We start from the raw sequence: 18,023 nt of genomic DNA, 5'->3' as shown, positions 1-18,023 counted from the left end.
GAAGGCCGGTGCCCCCTGCTTCGGGATCGTCACGAGACTGACATGATCGCGCTAAGCGCGGGGGCCTGCAAGGGGCCATTCGCAACGCAACCAGGCTGAACCAGGGTCAGGCGCGACGGATTGTCCGGAAAACCGAAGAGTCACGGGAACGTTAGCGGAATCATATTGCTGCCCCACTTCCGCCCATCGCCCGCCCCGCTGCCCTGCGAAAAGAAAATCCTGCGTTGGCCCGGTCCTTTCGGTTCCGGATTCCTCAGCCCCCAGCCCCCCGGGGCCGTCGGGATCGGGCCTGTTCGCAGGGGAGTTAAATCCCAACACTGGGCCAACGAAAGTTGGTCCTTTTTGTTTTGGGGACCTGCTCAACTCCGCGCGACCGAGACGCGAGCGCAAACCCTCGGCGCCTTCCCTTCAGCACATCACTGGATGCACGCCACCGGATGCACGCTTGCCGCGGCACCAGGCGGCACGACAATACGTGCGGCCCAACGACGCGCCTGACGGCAGTTAGCGCAGCAACGCGCTAGTGAAGCGAGGTGAATGCGGCGCCGAGCATCGGGCCCGGCTTGTCGCGATTGCCGTCCTGGACATACACCGCCGCGGCATCGACGCCATCGCGCGTGATGTTCTCGAGCGGTACGGTCCAACTGCCGGACGAGCCGTTCCAGTCACCGACCTTCAGCAGATTGCGCACCACGTTGTGATAGGTAATCTCGTGGCCACGGTTCTCGCCGCGCAAGATCGAGATCGGCACCGACTTCGAGATCGAGCAGATCCAGACTTCGCCGCGCGACACGGCGGGCGACTTCGACGCCGCGACCGACACGTTGATCTGCTTGCCGGTCAGCGTCATGGTGACCGGCACCGACATCACGGTGCCGCCCTTCTCGGTGCTCTTGATGGCATCCTCGATGCTGGCGCGATCGCTGCCAATGACATGCGCGGAGCCGTTGATCACGGCCTGCGGCGTGTAGACGTCGCGATCGCCGCGCATGTGGGAATAGGCCTTCTGGCGCGCGCTGAAACGGGAATCGGCCAGCGTGTCCTTCCAGCCGAGATAGTCCCAATAGTCGATCGGCATGCTGAGCGCGATGACGTTGGGGTCCTTGGCGAGATCACCGATGATCTTGTCCGCAGGCGGACAGGACGAGCATCCCTGCGAGGTGAAGAGTTCGACGACTGCACGCGGATCGGCGTGAGCGGGGCGGATGATCGCGACGATCGCGCAGATACCGAGCGCGCTGGACCATCGCGAAATGGAATTATAGGCCATCATCGCTGTCATACTGCGAACCAGTCGTGATGATTTCCATCCGTAATTGTACGGAGCATGAAGTCTGTCCCTGAACTTGCGTGCCCCAAAACGCGAGAAAGCGGCCTTTTCATAGGCCGCCTTCTTTTTAGCCGCTACTCACTAAGCAGTGAGGCACCGATCACAAAGTCGCGTTAGAGCATGGTCCGGAAAAGTGTGAAGGGGTTTTCCCCCGCGGCAAACGCCAGGCGTTTGCGCGGAGACCATGCTCAAACAAGCGGCCTTAGGCCGCGAGTTTGCGCAGCACATAATGCAGGATGCCGCCGTTGCGATAGTAGTCGAGCTCGTCCAGCGTATCGATGCGGCAGAGCAGCGGGACATCCCGCTTGCCGCCGTCAGCGGAGACGATCTCGGCTGTCAGCGTCTGGCGCGGCTTCAGGTCGCCCTGCAGCCCGCGGATCGTGACCTTCTCGTCGCCCTTGAGGCCGAGCGCGGACCACGACGTGCCGTCCTGGAAGGTGAGCGGAAGCACACCCATGCCGACCAGGTTGGAGCGATGGATACGCTCGAAGCTCTGGCAGATCACCGCGCGCACGCCGAGCAGGCGCGTGCCCTTGGCGGCCCAGTCGCGCGACGAGCCGTTGCCGTATTCGGCGCCGGCGAACACCACCAGCGGCACGCCTTCGGCCTGATACTTCATCGCGGCGTCGTAGATCGACATCTGCTCGCCGTCGGGCCAGTGCTTGGTCAAACCGCCTTCCGGAATATTGCCGTCGGCGCCCTTCAGCATGAAGTTCTTGATGCGGATGTTGGCGAAGGTGCCGCGCATCATCACTTCATGGTTGCCGCGCCGCGTGCCGTACTGGTTGAAGTCGGCGGGACGCACCTGATGCTCGCTGAGGAACTTGCCGGCGGGCGAGGTCAGCTTGATCGAACCGGCCGGCGAGATGTGGTCGGTGGTGATCTTGTCGCCGAACATCGCGAGGATCCGCGCGTCGACCACGTCGGTGACCGGGTCGGGCTGCTTCTTCATGCCTTCGAAATAGGGCGGGTTCTGCACATAGGTCGAGCCCATGTTCCAGCGATAGGTCTCGCTTTCCGTGGTCTTGATCTTGCGCCAGTTGGTATCGCCCTTGAACACGTCGGCGTACTTCTTCTTGAAGATCGTCGCGGTGACGTACTTCTTCATGAAGGTGTTGATCTCCTTGGCGGTCGGCCAGATATCCCGGAGGAACACCGGCTTGCCGTCCTTGCCGATGCCGAGCGGCTCGACCGCGAGATCCTTGGTCACCGTGCCGGCAAGCGCATGCGCGACCACCAGCGGCGGCGAGGCGAGGTAGTTCGCCTGCACGTCGGGCGAGACGCGGCCTTCGAAGTTGCGGTTGCCGGAGAGCACGGCGGCGGCGACGATGCCGTTCTCGTTGATCGACTTCGAGATGTCCTCCGGCAGCGGGCCGGAGTTGCCGATGCAGGTCGTGCAGCCGAAGCCGACCAGATTGAAGCCGACCTTGTCGAGATCGGCCTGCAGGCCGGAATTGGCGAGATATTCCGCCACCACCTGGCTGCCCGGCGCGAGCGAGGTCTTCACCCACGGCTTGGCCTTCAGGCCCTTGGCGGCCGCCTTGCGCGCCAGCAGGCCGGCGCCGATCAGCACGCTCGGATTCGAGGTGTTGGTGCAGGAGGTGATCGCGGCGATCACGACGTCGCCATGGCCGAGATCGAAGTCGCGGCCTTCGACGGTGTAGCGCTTCTGCTCACCCTCGGGCTTCTTGTATTCACCAACCAGCGCGGTCGCGAAACCGGTCGACACCGCCGGCAGCGCGATGCGGCCTTCGGGGCGCTTCGGGCCGGCCATCGACGGCACAACGTCGCCGAGATCGAGCGTCAGCGTGGTGGTGAACACCGGGTCGGTCGACTTGGCGGTGCGGAACAGGCCCTGGGCCTTGGCATAGGCCTGAACCAGCTTGACGCGATCGGCCTTGCGGCCCGAGGTCTTCAAATAATCGATAGTCGCGGCGTCGACCGGGAAGAAGCCGCAGGTCGCGCCGTATTCGGGCGCCATGTTGCCGATGGTCGCCTTGTCCGCAACCGAGAGATAGTCGAGGCCGGGGCCAAAGAACTCGACGAACTTGCCGACCACGCCGAGCTTGCGCAGCATCTGGGTGACGGTGAGCACGAGGTCGGTCGCGGTGACGCCTTCCTTGAGCTGGCCCTTGAGCTTGAAGCCGACCACTTCCGGCAGCAGCATCGACAGCGGCTGGCCGAGCATGCAGGCTTCGGCCTCGATGCCGCCGACGCCCCAGCCGAGCACGGCGAGGCCGTTGACCATCGTGGTGTGCGAGTCGGTGCCGACCAGCGAGTCGGGATAGGCGACCTCGAAGGTGCCGGTCTTCTTGCCGACCGTCATCTTCTCCTTCTTGGTCCACACCGTCTGCGCGAGATATTCCAGATTGACCTGGTGACAGATGCCGGTGCCGGGCGGCACCACCGAGAAGTTCGAGAACGCCTTCTGGCCCCACTTCAGGAACTCGTAGCGCTCCTGGTTCTGCTTGTATTCCTCGGTGACGTTCTTCGCGAACGCCTTGTTGTCACCGAAGAAGTTGACGATGACCGAGTGGTCGATGACGAGATCGACCGGCACCAGCGGGTTGATCTTCTCGGCATCGCCGCCGAGGTTCTGCATCGCGTTGCGCATCGCGGCGAGATCGACCACGGCCGGGACGCCGGTGAAATCCTGCATCAGGACGCGCGCCGGGCGGAACGCGATTTCGTGCTCGAGCTGGCGCTTCTTCAGCCACTTCGACACCGCAACGATGTCTTCCTTCTTGACGGTGCGGCCATCCTCGTTGCGCAGCAGGTTCTCGAGCAGAACCTTCATCGAGTACGGCAGCTTCGAAATACCCTTCAGTCCGTTCTTCTCCGCCTGGGGCAGGCTGTAATAGACGTAGGACTTGGCGCCGACCTTCATGGTCTTGCGGCATTTGAAGCTGTCGAGTGAGGTCATGCGAGGAATCCCAATTATCAGTTATACCCGGCAAGGGTAACTAAACACCGGCGAACGACACTGGCCAAGGGATGGCCCGGGGGGTGGGTTGCGGCCGCCGATTGTGTGTGCTGCATCAAGTTCCGGGCTTATAGAACCTTTCTAGAAGCACCGCCACACCGACAAGCGTGCGGCGGCATCGCGCGACCCAAAAATTCTCACGCGATAGCGAAAGATTTCAGAGGGCTGTGACAAGACGAACCATGCGGCTCTCGGGACGAAATCTGAAATGCGTGCGCGGCGGGCGCGAGGTGTTTTCCGGCCTCGATGTTTCGGCGGCGGCCGGCGAGGCGCTCGCCGTGACCGGCCCCAACGGCGCGGGCAAGACCTCGTTGCTGCGGGTGCTCGCCGGGCTGCTGGTTCCAGCTGAGGGGACGGTCGCGCTCGAAGGCGGCGACGCCGAGCTCAGCCTGCCCGAGCAGGCCCACTATCTCGGTCACCGCGACGCGTTGAAGCCGGCGCTGAGCGTTATGGAAAATCTTTCCTTCTGGCGGGAATTCCTCGGCGGCAAGACCGAGGATGCCGGCCGCTGCCTGGCCGCCGTGGGGCTCGACCACGCCGAGCATCTGCCGGCGGCCTACCTCTCCGCGGGCCAGCGCCGCCGCCTGTCGATCGCGCGCCTGCTCTCGGTGCGGCGCCCGGTCTGGCTCTTGGACGAGCCGACATCGGCGCTCGATACGGCCGGACAGGCGCTGTTCGTCGCCCTAATGCGCGATCATCTCGCAAGCGGCGGCCTGATCGTCGCAGCAACCCATCTGCCGCTCGGCATCGAAGCGCGCGATTTGCGGATGGGAGGCGCGGCATGAGCGCACTGGCCGCATTGATCCGCCGCGACATCCGCATCGCGCTGCGCGTCGGCGGCGGCGCGTTGATCGGGGTGCTGTTCTTCCTCACCGTCACGGTACTGATGCCGTTTGCGGTAGGTCCCGATTTGGCCCTGCTGTCGCGGCTCGGCCCGGCCATCCTCTGGCTCGGCGCGCTGCTGGCGAGCCTATTGACCCTCGACCGCCTGTTCACGGCCGATCACGAGGACGGCTCGCTTGACCTGATCGTGATGAGCCGGACGCCGCTGGAACTCGCCTGCGCGGCCAAGGCGCTGGCGCACTGGATCGCCGCCGGGCTGCCGTTGATCGTCGCGACCCCGGTGCTCGGCCTGTTGCTCAATCTCGACGGCACGGCAACGCTTGCGGTCGCAGCCACGCTGCTGGCGGGAACACCGGCGCTGACCTTCACCGGGATGATCGGCGCGGCGTTGGCGGTGACGTTGCATCGCGGCGGGCTGCTGCTCGCGGTGCTGGTGCTGCCGCTGTCGATCCCGGTGCTGATCTTCGGCGTCGCGGCCTCACAGGCGGCGATCTCGGGACCGCTGCCGTTTGGAACACCGTTCTCGATCCTCTGCGCGCTGTCGCTTGCCAGCCTCGTGATCGGCCCGTTTGCGGCCGCCGCGAGCCTGCGGCACGGGCTGGACTGATCAAATCTCGCCGAGGGGAATTCGGCCAATTGCCTCGCTCACAGCGGACGACTATCAGGGTGCCATGAAGCTGACCGAGACGCTGACCGACCTCGCCAACCCGACCAGGTTTCTGGCGCTGACCGCACGCATCCTACCGTGCTCGCGGCCGCGACCGCGATCCTGCTCGCGATCGGGCTCTACCAGTCGGCGATGGCGCCCGACGACTACCAGCAGGGCGCCACCGTCAAGATCATGTTCATCCACGTGCCGAACGCGTGGCTGTCGATGTTCGTCTGGAGCGTCATGAGCGTGGCTGCGCTCGGCACGCTGGTGTGGCGGCACCCGCTCGCCGACGTCGCCGCGAAAGCCGCTGCCCCGATCGGCGCCGCCTTCACCTTCCTTGCGCTCGTCACCGGCTCGCTGTGGGGCCGGCCGATGTGGGGCACCTACTGGGAGTGGGATGCGCGGCTGACCTCGGTCTTGATCCTGTTCCTGATGTATCTCGGCCTGATGGCGCTGTGGCGCGCGGTGGAGGACCCCTCGCGCGCGGCGCGGGCGGCGGCGGTGCTGACCCTGGTCGGTGCGATCAACATCCCGATCATCAAGTTTTCGGTCGACTGGTGGAACACGCTGCATCAGCCGGCATCCGTGCTCCGGATGGGCGGATCGACGCTCGACAAGGCGTTCCTGTGGCCGCTGCTGGTGATGGCGATCGCGTTTTCGCTGCTCTTCATCACCCTGCACCTCGCAGCGATGCGCAACGAGATCCTGCGCCGGCGCGTGCGCAGCCTGCAGATGATGCAGGCCAGCCGCGTCTCGTTCACGAGCGAAGCCGGTGCCGGTCCAAAAGAAATCGGAGCGGCGTGACACGATGTCGCTTGGTCCCTACGCTTCCTTCATCGTGACGTCCTATCTGCTGGTCGCAGCCGTGGTGCTGCTCCTGATCGTTTGGATCATCGCCGACTATCGCCGCCAGCAGGCGCGCCTCAAAGAGATCGAGGCCAGCGGCATCACGCGCCGCTCCGGCCGCAGCGCGGCGGATGTCAGATGAGCGAGCAGGCGACCAACAGCCCGCCGCAAGCCCGCCGCCTGCTGGTGGTGCTGCCGCTGCTGATCTTCCTCGGGCTCGCCGGGCTGTTCCTGCTGCGGCTCTATGGCGGCGATCCTTCGCGCATTCCGTCGGCGCTGATCGGCCGGCCGGCGCCGCAGACCGCCCTGCCCGCGCTCGACGGCCTGGTGAAGGACGGCGCGCCGGTCCCCGGTCTCGATCCCGCAGCGTTCAAGGGCAAGGTCAGCGTCGTCAACGTCTGGGCATCCTGGTGCGTGCCCTGCCACGACGAGGCGCCGCTGCTGACGGAGCTCGGCCGCGACAAGCGCTTCCAGATCATCGGCATCAACTACAAGGACTCGCCCGAGAACGCGCGGCGCTTCCTCGGCCGCTACGGCAACCCGTTCGGCATCGTCGGCGTCGACGGCAACGGCCGCGCCTCGATCGAATGGGGCGTCTATGGCGTGCCCGAGACCTTCCTGGTCGGACGCGAGGGCACCATCGTCTACAAGCTGGTCGGACCGGTGACGCCCGAGAACGTCAACAGCGTGCTGAAGGCAGAGATCGAGAAGGCGCTGCGCGCCGGACAGTAAGCGCACCGTCGTTCAGACGTGCCGTGAACCGCTGGTGAATGGCGAGCGAAATGCCTGCGACAAAATAATTCGACACGTTTATCCGCGGTTCATTTCGCGGCCACGGCAACGCCACGAACGCAACCCCAACTCAGCAGCGTTGACATCAACGTTCCTCTGGAGGGGACATATGCGCAAGACCACACTCGCTTCACTGCTCGCCACCGCGCTTACGCTCGGCATTCTGACGGCCACGCCGTCGATGGCCCAGAGCGTTCAGCCGGCTACGCCCGCCACCAAATCGGAGACCGGCAAGATGACGCCAGCGCCGAAGACGGCGGCCCCCGATGCAAAGACGACGGGAATGGCGAAGGACGACCTGCTCGACATCAACAGCGCCAGCGCAGACCAGCTCGACGCGCTGCCTGGTGTCGGCAAGGCCTATTCGGCCGCGATCATCAAGGGCCGCCCCTACAAGGGCAAGGATGAGCTGGTGCAGAAGAACATCCTGCCGCAGGCGACCTACGACAAGATCAAGGACAAGATCGTCGCCAAGCAGAAGAGCTGAGCTCTGAAGCATGATCTGGAAAAGTGCGAAGCGGTTTTCCCTCGCGACAAACGCGAAGCGTTTGCGCGGAGATCATGCTCAAACAAGAAACCAAAGCGCGATGACGATTCAACCCGATCTCATCGCGCTTTGAGACCTCGAACGCAGCGCGGCGCAATTGCCCGTGCTGCGTTTCGATCTACTTCCGCAAATCGCCCGCCTCCGCCTCGCTGGTTTCCAGCGAGACCGGTTCCAGGTGATAGCGCTTGGTCAGCGGCATCTGGGCGATGGCGAAGATCATGGTCAGCGGCGTCACGCCAAACACCTTGAAGTTCACCCAGAAATCCGTGGTCTGCGTGCGCCAGACGATCTCGTTGAGGATGGCCATGCCGGCGAAGAACAGCGCCCAGCGCATGGTGAGGATGCGCCAGCCCTGCGGCGTCAGGTTGAACATCTGGTCGAACATCACGGCGATGAAGGAGCGCCCGAACAACAGCCCGCCGCCGAGCACGGCCGCGAACAGGCCGTAGATGATGGTCGGCTTGACCTTGATGAAGGTCTCATCGTGCAGCACCAATGTCAGGGTGCCGAACACCAAGACGATCGCGCCGGTCACCAGCGCCATGATCGGAACGTGCCTGGTCACCACATAGGATGCGATCATAGCCGCGACGATCGCCACCATGAACGCAGCCGTGGCGACGAACAGATGGTACTTGGCGTTCGCGATGAAGAACACGAGCAGCGGCCCGAGCTCGGTCGCAAGTTTGAACAGCGGATGCGGCTGGGTCTTGTCCATTAATTCTCTGTGTTGGTTTGAGGCATGATTTTCGAGGTCATGCCTCGATCCCGGCAATCGCCTTGGCAAAATCCTTCGCCGTAAAGGGCGCGAGGTCCTCGACGCCCTCACCGACGCCGATGAAATGCACCGGCAGCTTATGCTTCTCCGACAGCGCAACAAGGATGCCGCCGCGCGCGGTGCCGTCAAGCTTGGTCATCACGAGGCCGGTGACACCCGCCGTACGATGAAATGCCTCGACCTGCGACAGCGCATTTTGTCCCACCGTGGCGTCGAGCACGAGCAGCACCGCGTGCGGCGCCGACGCATCGACCTTCTTGATGACGCGCACGACCTTCTCGAGCTCGTTCATCAGCTCGGATTTGTTCTGCAGCCGGCCGGCGGTATCGATCAGCAGCACGTCGCGCTGCTGCTCCTTGGCGGCGGTCAGCGCGCTGAAGGCGAGGCTTGCCGAGTCCGAGCCCTGGGCGCCGGCGATGACCGGCGACTTGGTGCGCTCGCCCCAGACCTTGAGCTGCTCGATCGCGGCGGCGCGGAAGGTGTCGCCGGCGGCCAGCATGACCTTGCGGCCCTCGGCGGCAAATTTGGCTGACAGTTTGCCGATCGTCGTGGTCTTGCCGGAGCCGTTGACGCCGACGACCAGGATGACGAACGGCCGCCTTGTGGCATCGATCTCGAGCGGCTTCGCCACCGGGGCCAGCACCTTCTCGACCTCGGTCGCAACGACGTCCTTGACCTCGTCGGCGGAGATCGCCTTGTCGTAGCGGCCCTTGCCGACCGCCTCCGCTATGCGGACCGCGACATCGGTGCCGAGATCGGCGCGCAGCAGCACATCCTCGATGTCATCGAGCATGGCCGCATCGAGCTTGCGCTTGGTGACGAGGTCCGCGACCGCGGTCCCGATCGAACTCGAGGTCCGCTTCAGGCCGCCCTTCAGGCGCTGCCACCAGCTCTGTTTTGGAGTTCCTGCAGTGGTATCGTTCATGGCGCGGACGTGTTAGCCGTTTCGGCTCACAAACGAAAGTCTCGACGAATTGATCGATGTTCCCCAATTGACCGCGGAAGAAATCCTGGGCCGGGTGCTCCACCGCGACGGATTGATGCTGGTCATCGACAAGCCGGCCGGCATGCCGGTGCATCGTGGCCCCAAAGGCGGGCCCAACCTGGAGGCCTCCTTCGACGCGTTGCGGTTCGGCCTGCCGCGGCCGCCGGTGCTGGCGCATCGGCTGGACAAGGACACCTCCGGCTGCCTTGTCCTCGGACGCCACCGCAAGGCGACCGCCTCGCTCGGGCTGCTGTTCAAGCACAGCAAGATCTTGAAGACCTACTGGACCGTGGTTGAGGGCGGCCCCGCCGAGGACGAGGGCACCATCGACATGCCGCTCGGCCGGCTCAACGCCGAGCGCGGCTGGTGGCAGAAGCCGGATCCGGACGGGCAGAAGGCGATCACCAACTGGAAGGTGCTGGGGCGCGGCGAAGGCCTCGCCTGGCTGGCGATGGAGCCGGTCACCGGCCGCACCCATCAACTGCGGGTGCATGCGTCGGCGATGGGCTGGCCGATCGTCGGCGACAATATCTATGGCAACGGCCCCCGCTTTGGCGAGCCGACCCTGCATCTGCATTCCCGCGAAATCGGCATCCCGATTTCCCGCAACAAGGACCCGGTCCATGTGGTCGCACCGGCGCCGGAGCATATGTGGCAGCGGCTCAGGGCCTGTGGCTGGAACGGCCAGTGATCTCCGGGATTTTACGGACCATTATCCTTTACGGAACTTTCAGCCTCGTCCGCTAGTCCTGCAGGCGGCTTAGAAAAGCGCTCACGACGGGCTCAGGACGAGCAATGCTGACTGCCGGGCAGGCAATTGTCGACGAAGTCGAGGCGGCGATACGCGCCGGCTCCGCCGAAAAGTGCATCGCCACCGCCAAGCGCGTCACCGACTTGTTCCTCGCCTCGGCCGGCAGTTTCAACAGTGAACAGGTCGAGCTGTTCGACAACGTGCTTGATCGGCTGGTCAAGACCATCGAATTGAGGGCGCTTGCCGACATCAGCGCCCGGATGGCGCTCACCGACATCAGCGAGCAGCTCGCACCGGTGACCCAGGCACCGCCCGCGATCATTCGCCGTCTCGCCGGCAATGACGAGATCAGGATCGCGCGGCCGGTCTTGCAGGAGTCGTCGCGACTCAGCGCGGACGACCTGGTCGAGATCGCGCAGACCAAGAGCGAGCAGCATCTGCTCGCCGTCGCCGGCCGCTGGTGGTTGAAGGAGGTCGTCACCGATGCGCTTCTGGCGCGTCGCTTTGCCAGTGTGAGCCGCCGCCTGGTCAACAATCCCGGCGCCAAGGTCTCGCCGGACGGATTTGCCGTCATCCTCGCGCAGGCCGAGTACGATCCGGTTCTCGCCGTCGAGACCGGCATCCGCGCCGACCTGCCATCGGAGCTCCGCCTTCAGCTGCTGCGCCACGCAACGGAAGAGGTTCGCGGTCGTCTGCTGGAACGCGCCCCGCCGTATCTATTCGAGGAGATCCGGCACGCGGTCGCCGCGGTCGCGGCCGGCGTCGACCGCGACATGTCGCAGGTCCGCGATTTCGCCGCAGCCAGGCGCCACATCGCAAAGCTCAGGGATAGCGGCGAGCTCAATGAAGCCGCCCTGCTCGGCTTCGCCAGGCAGCGAAAATATGAAGAAACCGTCGTCGCGCTGGCGGATCTTGCGCAGTCGAGCATCGAGGTGATCCGCTCGCTGATGCAAAGCCTGCGCAGTGAGGGCCTGCTGGTGCCGTGCCGCGCGGCTGGCCTGAGCTGGGAGACCACCGCCGCGGTGATGGAATGCCGCTACACGACCGGCTCCATGGGCCCCGTCGAGCTCGCCCACGCGAAGGGCCAGTTCACGAAAATGACCCGCGAAAACGCCGATCGCCTGCTGCGATTCTGGCAGGTTCGCACGTCGCATCCTCCAAAGCCCGGCGGACGCACGCACTGAGTGCGACACGCCGAGTACATCATGCGCGATGACGCGCCCCCATTCCGACGTGACCTGTCAAACAGCCACGCTCTCGGTGTCATCACCCGCGCATGCAGAGACACCGGAGCTTGAATCGAGAGGCCGCGGCGTACTGGGTCGCCCGCCCCAGGGTACCTCGCAGCCTCAGTCACGCCTGCTCCATTCATGATCTCCGGGCATTTCCGCGCCAAGTTCATTCGCCAGCTCGAGCGCTTCCTTGACGTCGGACGTAAGCAGACCTTCCGTGAACGTTCGGACGACGGGGAGCAGCAGCTCGCTCGCTCGCTCGTGTTTGCCGGAATGTCGCCATAGGCGCGCCAGGCTGACAGCTGACCGCAGCTCAAAGGACCGCGCGCTTTGCCTGCGCGCCAGCTCGATCGAGGCGAGGAATAATCGCTCGGCGGATTCGACGGACGATGGTTTCGCGTAATTGAGGATCATCTCACCTTGCAGCCGATAGATCTCGGCTTCGTAAAAATGCTCTCCCGTTCTTCCGCCGATCGCCGATGCGGTGTCGAGTTCGCGCAAGGCAGCATCCAGCAAGCCGGCACTTGCAAAAGCCTTCGCGAGCAGGCTCCTGAACCAGCAACTGGCGAGCCAGGCATTCATGCCCTCGTAGCCGTCGATGCCCATTCGCATCTGGTTCAATCCCTCATCGACATCTCCAAGTTCGGTCATCGCCCATCCGCGCAGGATGGTCGTCTGATGCTTCCAATGCAGGAAGCCGTGTTCCGATGACAAGGCTAGTGCCCTGTTGGTGTAATCGCGGGTCCCTTCGACATCGCGGAGATGCTGGCAAACGTAAGCGCCGAAAGTCAAAGCAAACGACAGCGTGAAGGGGTGGCGAAGGTTTTCAGCCTCCGAAATGGCCTGCTGGCTATACTGGCGCGCCGCGTCAGGATGGCCGAGAAACCACAAGAGATATCCCATGTACGACAGCGAGACGACGCCAGGGTGGATGCCGTGCGTTGCCGTCAGCGCGCCGTGCAGTTCCGGACTGTACAGGCTCCTGAAGCGCCGAAGATGATGTTCGGCGGCCACAAATCGCCCGCGGTACAGCATGGTCATCGCAATCGCCCGATGCGCCTCGATCAGATATCCGGTCTGTTGCGCCTGAGATATTTTTTGGTTCAATGCCTCGCGCCTCGCGAACTTCAGAAGCTCCGCGCTCAGCTCATGCGCCCGCGCGAGATCGCCGCGAATGAAATGGCACACCCACAGTCCGCGCGTCGCCGCAAAGATCTTCGCCTTGTCGTCGAGATGCCGGCCGAGCTCGAGCGCTCGAACATAATTTTCCTCGACCTCCTGCACGGCATATCCCTTGGCCGCAATCAGGGCCGTGCCCAGGGCGATGCGAAGCTCGAGCTCGGACTCGTTTCGGCCCTGCATGCCGGGCGAGGCTTGCAGAACGGCAAGCCCACGACGCAGATGGCCGATCGCCTCCAAAGTGGCGCCCTTCATGGCGGCCTGCTTGCCTGCCTTGAGCCAGAAACTCGCGGCCGGCTCGCTCTGGCCAGATTCGGTCAGGTGGTAGGCGAGGAGTTCCGGCTCGCGTTCGGTCTTTTCCGGATATTTGTCGGCCAGCACACGCGCGATGTTCGCATGCAGCGTTCGTCTTTCCCTGTGCAACAGGCTTTCATGCGCCGCATTCTGGATCATCACATGCCTGAATGAGTACAACGCCTCCGGCAGGAACCGAAGCGGACGATCAATCCGGCCGCCTCCAGATGGTCCAGGGCGGCTTCGATCTGGTCCGCTGGCGCATCGGCAACCGCGCAAAGGATCTCGTAGGAAAACTCACGGCCGATGGTGGCGCCGATCTGCGCGATTTTTTTGAACGGCCCCATCCGATCAAGGCGGGCCATGAGGGAATCGTTCAGTGTTGCGGGAATCGCGAGCTGATGCCATGGACCGGACAAGACGTAGTGTCCATGCTGCTCGGTCAGGACGTCCGACTCAAGGACGGCTTTGGTCAGTTCTTCAAGGAAGAGTGGCACACCATCCGTCTTGACGATGATATCCTCGACCACCTCCCGGGGGAGTTGCCTGTCTCCCGCTACGCGTTCGACCAGTGTCGTGCGGACTTGTCGACCGAGGCGCTTCAGGTTCGCAGTCATGGTATGCGCGTGACCGGTCCAGCCGGGCTGAAACTCCGATCTACCGGTGACCACGATGAAGATCGACGCGTTGCGAACGTTCTCCACCAGGAGATCGAGCACGTCCTGCGAGGTGGGATCGATCCAATGCACGTCCTCAAAATCGATCAGCAGCGGCTGCTTGCGTGCTTGCGCGAGCAGACGGTTGACGAGAGCGGCAACGGTCGCATCCTTCTGCTGTTGCGGCGAGAGATCGAGGGCCGCATATTGATCCCCGGTGGGAATTGAAAGCAATGCCGCAAGGATCGGTACCACTGTCTCCGCATTTCCGTTCGAGCCGGCGACATCAGCTTCGAGGTTTGTCAGCCACAGCGCAGATGCGTGCTCGCCATCAAGGCCGAGCGCGAATTTGAGCTGCTCGATGAAGGGGTGAAAGGCGGTGCTGCTGTAATACGGAGAGCACTGGAACGAAACCTGTCCATGCGGATCGCTTGCGATCCGCTCCCGCAGCTCTTGGACGATCCGGGACTTTCCAATCCCCGGCTCGCCCGTCAGCAGCACGACCTGGCCCCCACGGGCTTTCGCTTGCTGCCAGCGCGTGAGCAGCAACGCCACCTCTTCGGTGCGGTTGACCAGCGGCGTCAGTCTGGGGCCCATGGCTGCCGCAAATCGCGTTTCCGCGCGGGAGGGTCGAACTACGAGCCAGGCCCGAGCCCTCGCGGATATCCCCTTCAGCGCGTGAAATCCGAGGTCCTGGTAGTCGAACTTTCCTTTCAGCAGGGCTTGCGTCGAAGACGCTATGACGACGCCGTCTGGAGGTGCCAGGGTCTGCAGACGGGCAGCCAGATTTGGCGTCTCGCCGACTGCTGAATCGCGCTCTTCGGTGTCCCGCCCAACCAGATCTCCGACGACAACAAGGCCGGTCGCAATCCCGATCCGCACGCTGGGCCCATGACTGGCGACTCCGGGGGCGTCATTCGCTCTCGCCGTCGACAGGCTCCGCACAATTTCGAGCGCTGCGCGCACCGACCGCTCTGCGTCATCCTCATGCGCGTTCGGATAGCCGAAATAGACCAGAATGCCGTCCCCGAGGTAGCGCGCCGCGAAGCCTTCGTACCGCTTGACCACGCCGACGCACTTTTCCCTGAAGCTCGCGATCATGTCGCGGACGTCTTCGGGATCGAACTGTTCGGACAGCGAGGTCGATCCGACCATGTCGCAGAACATCACGGTGAGCTGGCGCCGCTCGGCGCTCGCCGCTACGCTTTCTGCATCGCTCCGACTGCCGGCCGCACTTTTTGCTGAACGGGTCAGGGAAGCGACCGCGCGCTGCAAGCGCTTGCGATCTCCGAGCGGAAGCCCAAGTTCGATCAGATCCTGCTCGGTCAGATCGGGCAGGACGTCCAAACCGATACGATGCTGCACAAAGAGCTCGCTGTACTGGCCGAGGTCAACGGTTTCGAGCCAGTGCTTGAGAGCAGCCTCCATATCCGCGCTTGGCTGTTTCTCCGGCATAGTGATCCGTCCGACTGTGGGCGATCGGCGACTACGGGCCTCATACGACGAGGCCAGAGCATGGTTTACCTCAGACTGGACGCGTTCACAAAGCGTGAAAACAATGACCCAGGCTGATCAAGGAGGCGCTCTGCCCTCTTGCAACACCGTTGAGCGAACTGGATGATCGACCGGACATCGCGCTTCAGCTCGTTGTTTAAGCATGATCTTCCCGCAAACGCTCCGCGTTTGTCGCGAGGAAAACCGCTTCGCACTTTTCCGGATCGTGCTCTAGCTGGCGTCGTCGCGCGATCCAACGAGGCGCGCGCCATCATGGCCTGTCACCACAAGCCGGCGCACCACGCCGGGCACATCGCCATCGATCGCGACCGGCAGGAAATGTTCGGTGCGGCCCTGCCTATCGCTTTCGATCAGCACCTCGCGCGTCGCGCCGGCTTCCGCGGCAAGCCGCCGCAGCAGCGCGGCGTCGCCGGCCGCACGCAGCCGCCTGGCGCGTTCCTTGATCGCGCCGCCTGCGACCTGCGGCATCCGCGCCGCCGGTGTGCCGGGACGCTTCGAATAGGGAAACACATGCAGGAAGGTGAGATCGCATTCCTCGACCAGATCGAGCGAGCGCGCGAACATCTCCTCGGTTTCGGTCGGAAAGCCCGCGATGATATCGGCGCCGAACGCGATATCCGGCCGCAGCCTGCGCACCTGCGCGCAGAAATCGATCGCATCCTGGCGGGAATGACGGCGCTTCATCCGCTTCAGGATCATGTCGTCACCGGACTGCAACGACAGATGCAGGTGCGGCATCAACCGCGCATCGTCGGCGATGACATCGAGCAGATCACGGTCGGCCTCGATCGAATCGATCGAGGAGATGCGCAGCCGCTTCAGCTCGGGCACGTGGCGCAGGATCTGCCGGGTCAACTGGCCGAGCTTCGGTGTGCCGGGCAGATCGGCGCCATAGCTCGTGAGATCGACGCCGGTCAGCACGATCTCGGCATGGCCGCGCTCGACCAGCGCGCGGACCTGATCGACCACGGCGCCCATCGGCACCGAGCGCGAATTGCCGCGGCCATAGGGGATGATGCAGAAGGTGCAGCGATGATCGCAGCCATTCTGCACCTGCACGAACACCCGCGGCAGGCCGCGCTCGAAGCCGTCGAGCAGATGCGGCGCCATCTCCGTGACCGCCATGATGTCGGCGACCGCGACTTTCTCGCTTGCGCCGATGTTGAATGCCGAACGTGTCGCGCGCCAGGCGTCGCCGCGCATCTTCTCGTCATTGCCGACGACGCGATCGACCTCGGCCATCTCGGCAAACATCTGGCTTTGCGTCTGCGCCGCGCAGCCGGTGACGACGATGCGCGCCGCGGGGCGCTCGCGTTTCAATTTGCGGATCGACTGCCGGGCCTGCGCCACCGCCTCATTGGTGACGGCGCAGCTATTGATGACGATGGTATCGGAAAGTCCCGCCTGCTCGGCCTCGCGGCGGATCACTTCGGATTCGAATGAATTGAGGCGGCAGCCAAAGGTGACGACATCGACGCCCATGGCAATTAAGCGACGCTGGCGAACAGCGCCGGATCGAAGCGGCCCTCATATTCGAAATCGGCGGTGCCGGTCATCAGCACGTGGTCGTCGCGCTCGCGCCACTCGATGCCGAGCTTGCCGCCGGGCAGCGTGATCTCGACGACACGATTCGCGCGCTTCAGCCGCGCCGCCGCGACCGCCGTGGCGCAGGCTGCCGAGCCGCAGGCCCTGGTCAGGCCGGCGCCGCGCTCCCAGGTGCGGATCGTGATGTGGTCGCGATCGACGATATGGGCCAGCGTGATGTTGGCGCGCTCCGGGAAGATCGGATGGTTTTCCAGCAGCGGCCCGAACCGTTCGAGGTCGTAGGCATTGACGTCATCGACCCAGAACACTGCATGCGGATTGCCCATCGAGACCACCGAGGGCGAATGCAGCACCGGATTGTCGATCGGCCCGACCTGCAGCTCGATGTAGCGGGTATCGCGAAATTCCTCAGCCAGCGGAATGTCCTGCCAGCCGAACTTCGGCGCGCCCATGTCGACGGTGTAGAGATCCGGCGCCGGCCCCTGCCAGCAATTGAGCAGGCCGGCGCGGGTCTGGAACGTTGCCGTGGTCTGGCCGGTCTTCTCGAAGATCCGCCGCACCACGCAGCGCATGCCGTTGCCGCAAGCCCCGGCCTCCGAGCCGTCATTGTTGTAGATCGTGATGTACGCTTCGGTGCCGTCGAGCCGCGGCGGCTGCAGCACCATCAGCTGGTCATAGGGCGCTCCGGCCGGCGACGCCACCGCGCGCGCCTCTTCGGGCGACACATGTGCCCGACCTTGCCCTTGGGAATCGCGCAGGTCGACGACGACGATCTCGTTGCCGATGCCGTTCATCTTGGCGAATGCGTGATTGGCGAGCGCGCTCATCGATTTTCCTAAATTCTGCCCGGTTATATGGCGAGTGGTGGCCGGAAGGCCAGTCTGAATGGCCCTATGACACATCTGTCATGGGACGAATGCAGAACTCGCGTGTTAGGAATATCGCACCTCGCGGACCGCGCGCGCCGGGACAGATCGAGCGGCCGCCTGAGGAAGGGGATGGAGAAGTATCAATGAACCGTATCAACACGCTCCGCGCGGCCCTGGTCGCGCTGCTCCCTTTGGCCGCGATCGCATTGGCAAGCCCGGCGCCTGC

Annotated in this window: 13 protein-coding genes and 2 pseudogenes; 8 read left to right on the top strand and 7 right to left on the bottom strand. The window is 64.1% G+C overall.

Features of this window, described 5'->3' with window-relative positions:
• Positions 1 to 520: 520 nt before the first annotated feature.
• Both AKN84_RS30730 and acnA read right to left on the bottom strand, forming a co-directional pair.
• The gene (locus AKN84_RS30730; protein WP_050424245.1) at positions 521 to 1,282 is read right to left on the bottom strand and encodes a DUF1223 domain-containing protein; all 762 of its coding nucleotides are present in this window, start codon (positions 1,280 to 1,282) and stop codon (positions 521 to 523) included.
• Between the two features lie 250 nt (positions 1,283 to 1,532).
• Positions 1,533 to 4,253: an aconitate hydratase AcnA gene (gene acnA / locus AKN84_RS30725; protein WP_050424244.1), complete on the bottom strand. Its 2,721-nt coding sequence runs from the start codon at positions 4,251 to 4,253 to the stop codon at positions 1,533 to 1,535.
• 242 nt (positions 4,254 to 4,495) lie between these two features.
• Between acnA and ccmA the strand changes: the two genes are divergently transcribed.
• The 6 genes and pseudogenes from ccmA (at position 4,496) to AKN84_RS30695 (ending at position 7,933) form a co-directional block, all read left to right on the top strand.
• A complete protein-coding gene (gene ccmA, locus AKN84_RS30720) occupies positions 4,496 to 5,098 on the top strand; it encodes a heme ABC exporter ATP-binding protein CcmA (RefSeq protein ID WP_050424243.1) in 603 nt (200 codons plus the stop codon).
• Entirely contained in the window at positions 5,095 to 5,763 is a 669-nt protein-coding gene (gene ccmB / locus AKN84_RS30715) for a heme exporter protein CcmB (protein WP_050424242.1), read from the top strand. The genes ccmA and ccmB overlap by 4 nt, the downstream gene beginning before the upstream one ends.
• 64 nt (positions 5,764 to 5,827) lie before the next feature.
• Positions 5,828 to 6,612, top strand: a pseudogene (locus AKN84_RS30710) (heme ABC transporter permease).
• Positions 6,613 to 6,616: 4 nt separating this feature from the next.
• On the top strand, positions 6,617 to 6,796 hold the full coding sequence (gene ccmD, locus AKN84_RS30705; RefSeq protein ID WP_050424241.1) for a heme exporter protein CcmD: 180 nt from the start codon (positions 6,617 to 6,619) through the stop codon (positions 6,794 to 6,796).
• The gene (locus AKN84_RS30700; protein ID WP_050424240.1) at positions 6,793 to 7,386 is read left to right on the top strand and encodes a DsbE family thiol:disulfide interchange protein; all 594 of its coding nucleotides are present in this window, start codon (positions 6,793 to 6,795) and stop codon (positions 7,384 to 7,386) included. The genes ccmD and AKN84_RS30700 overlap by 4 nt, the downstream gene beginning before the upstream one ends.
• 169 nt (positions 7,387 to 7,555) lie before the next feature.
• Complete coding sequence (locus AKN84_RS30695) at positions 7,556 to 7,933, top strand: ComEA family DNA-binding protein (RefSeq protein ID WP_050424239.1); 378 nt, start codon at positions 7,556 to 7,558, stop codon at positions 7,931 to 7,933.
• A gap of 178 nt (positions 7,934 to 8,111) precedes the next feature.
• On the opposite strand, the gene AKN84_RS30690 is transcribed toward AKN84_RS30695, so the two are convergent.
• Both AKN84_RS30690 and ftsY read right to left on the bottom strand, forming a co-directional pair.
• Positions 8,112 to 8,711 carry a septation protein A gene (locus AKN84_RS30690; protein WP_050424238.1) on the bottom strand — a complete coding sequence of 200 codons (600 nt, stop codon included), beginning with the start codon at positions 8,709 to 8,711 and terminating at the stop codon, positions 8,112 to 8,114.
• Positions 8,712 to 8,748: 37 nt separating this feature from the next.
• Entirely contained in the window at positions 8,749 to 9,696 is a 948-nt protein-coding gene (ftsY, locus tag AKN84_RS30685) for a signal recognition particle-docking protein FtsY (protein WP_050424237.1), read from the bottom strand.
• Between the two features lie 49 nt (positions 9,697 to 9,745).
• On the opposite strand from ftsY, the gene AKN84_RS30680 reads away from it, so the two are divergent.
• Positions 9,746 to 10,447 (top strand): RluA family pseudouridine synthase, encoded by a 702-nt coding sequence (locus AKN84_RS30680; RefSeq protein WP_050424236.1) that lies wholly within the window; start codon positions 9,746 to 9,748, stop codon positions 10,445 to 10,447.
• A 104-nt stretch (positions 10,448 to 10,551) separates the two neighbouring features.
• Positions 10,552 to 11,691, top strand: a complete 1,140-nt coding sequence (locus AKN84_RS30675) for a DUF2336 domain-containing protein (RefSeq protein ID WP_050424235.1) — start codon at positions 10,552 to 10,554, stop codon at positions 11,689 to 11,691.
• Between the two features lie 165 nt (positions 11,692 to 11,856).
• Here the strand turns inward: AKN84_RS30675 and AKN84_RS30670 are convergent.
• From AKN84_RS30670 to dapF, 3 genes and pseudogenes are all read right to left on the bottom strand, one after another.
• Positions 11,857 to 15,323, bottom strand: a pseudogene (locus tag AKN84_RS30670) (ATP-binding protein).
• 270 nt (positions 15,324 to 15,593) lie between these two features.
• Positions 15,594 to 16,865: a tRNA (N(6)-L-threonylcarbamoyladenosine(37)-C(2))-methylthiotransferase MtaB gene (gene mtaB, locus AKN84_RS30665; protein ID WP_050424234.1), complete on the bottom strand. Its 1,272-nt coding sequence runs from the start codon at positions 16,863 to 16,865 to the stop codon at positions 15,594 to 15,596.
• Positions 16,866 to 16,870: 5 nt separating this feature from the next.
• Positions 16,871 to 17,755, bottom strand: a complete 885-nt coding sequence (gene dapF, locus AKN84_RS30660) for a diaminopimelate epimerase (RefSeq protein WP_050424233.1) — start codon at positions 17,753 to 17,755, stop codon at positions 16,871 to 16,873.
• Positions 17,756 to 18,023: the final 268 nt, after the last annotated feature.

The organism is Bradyrhizobium tropiciagri (genome assembly GCF_001189845.1).
Taxonomy (GTDB): domain Bacteria; phylum Pseudomonadota; class Alphaproteobacteria; order Rhizobiales; family Xanthobacteraceae; genus Bradyrhizobium; species Bradyrhizobium tropiciagri.
This window is presented reverse-complemented; position numbering and strand designations above follow the sequence as displayed.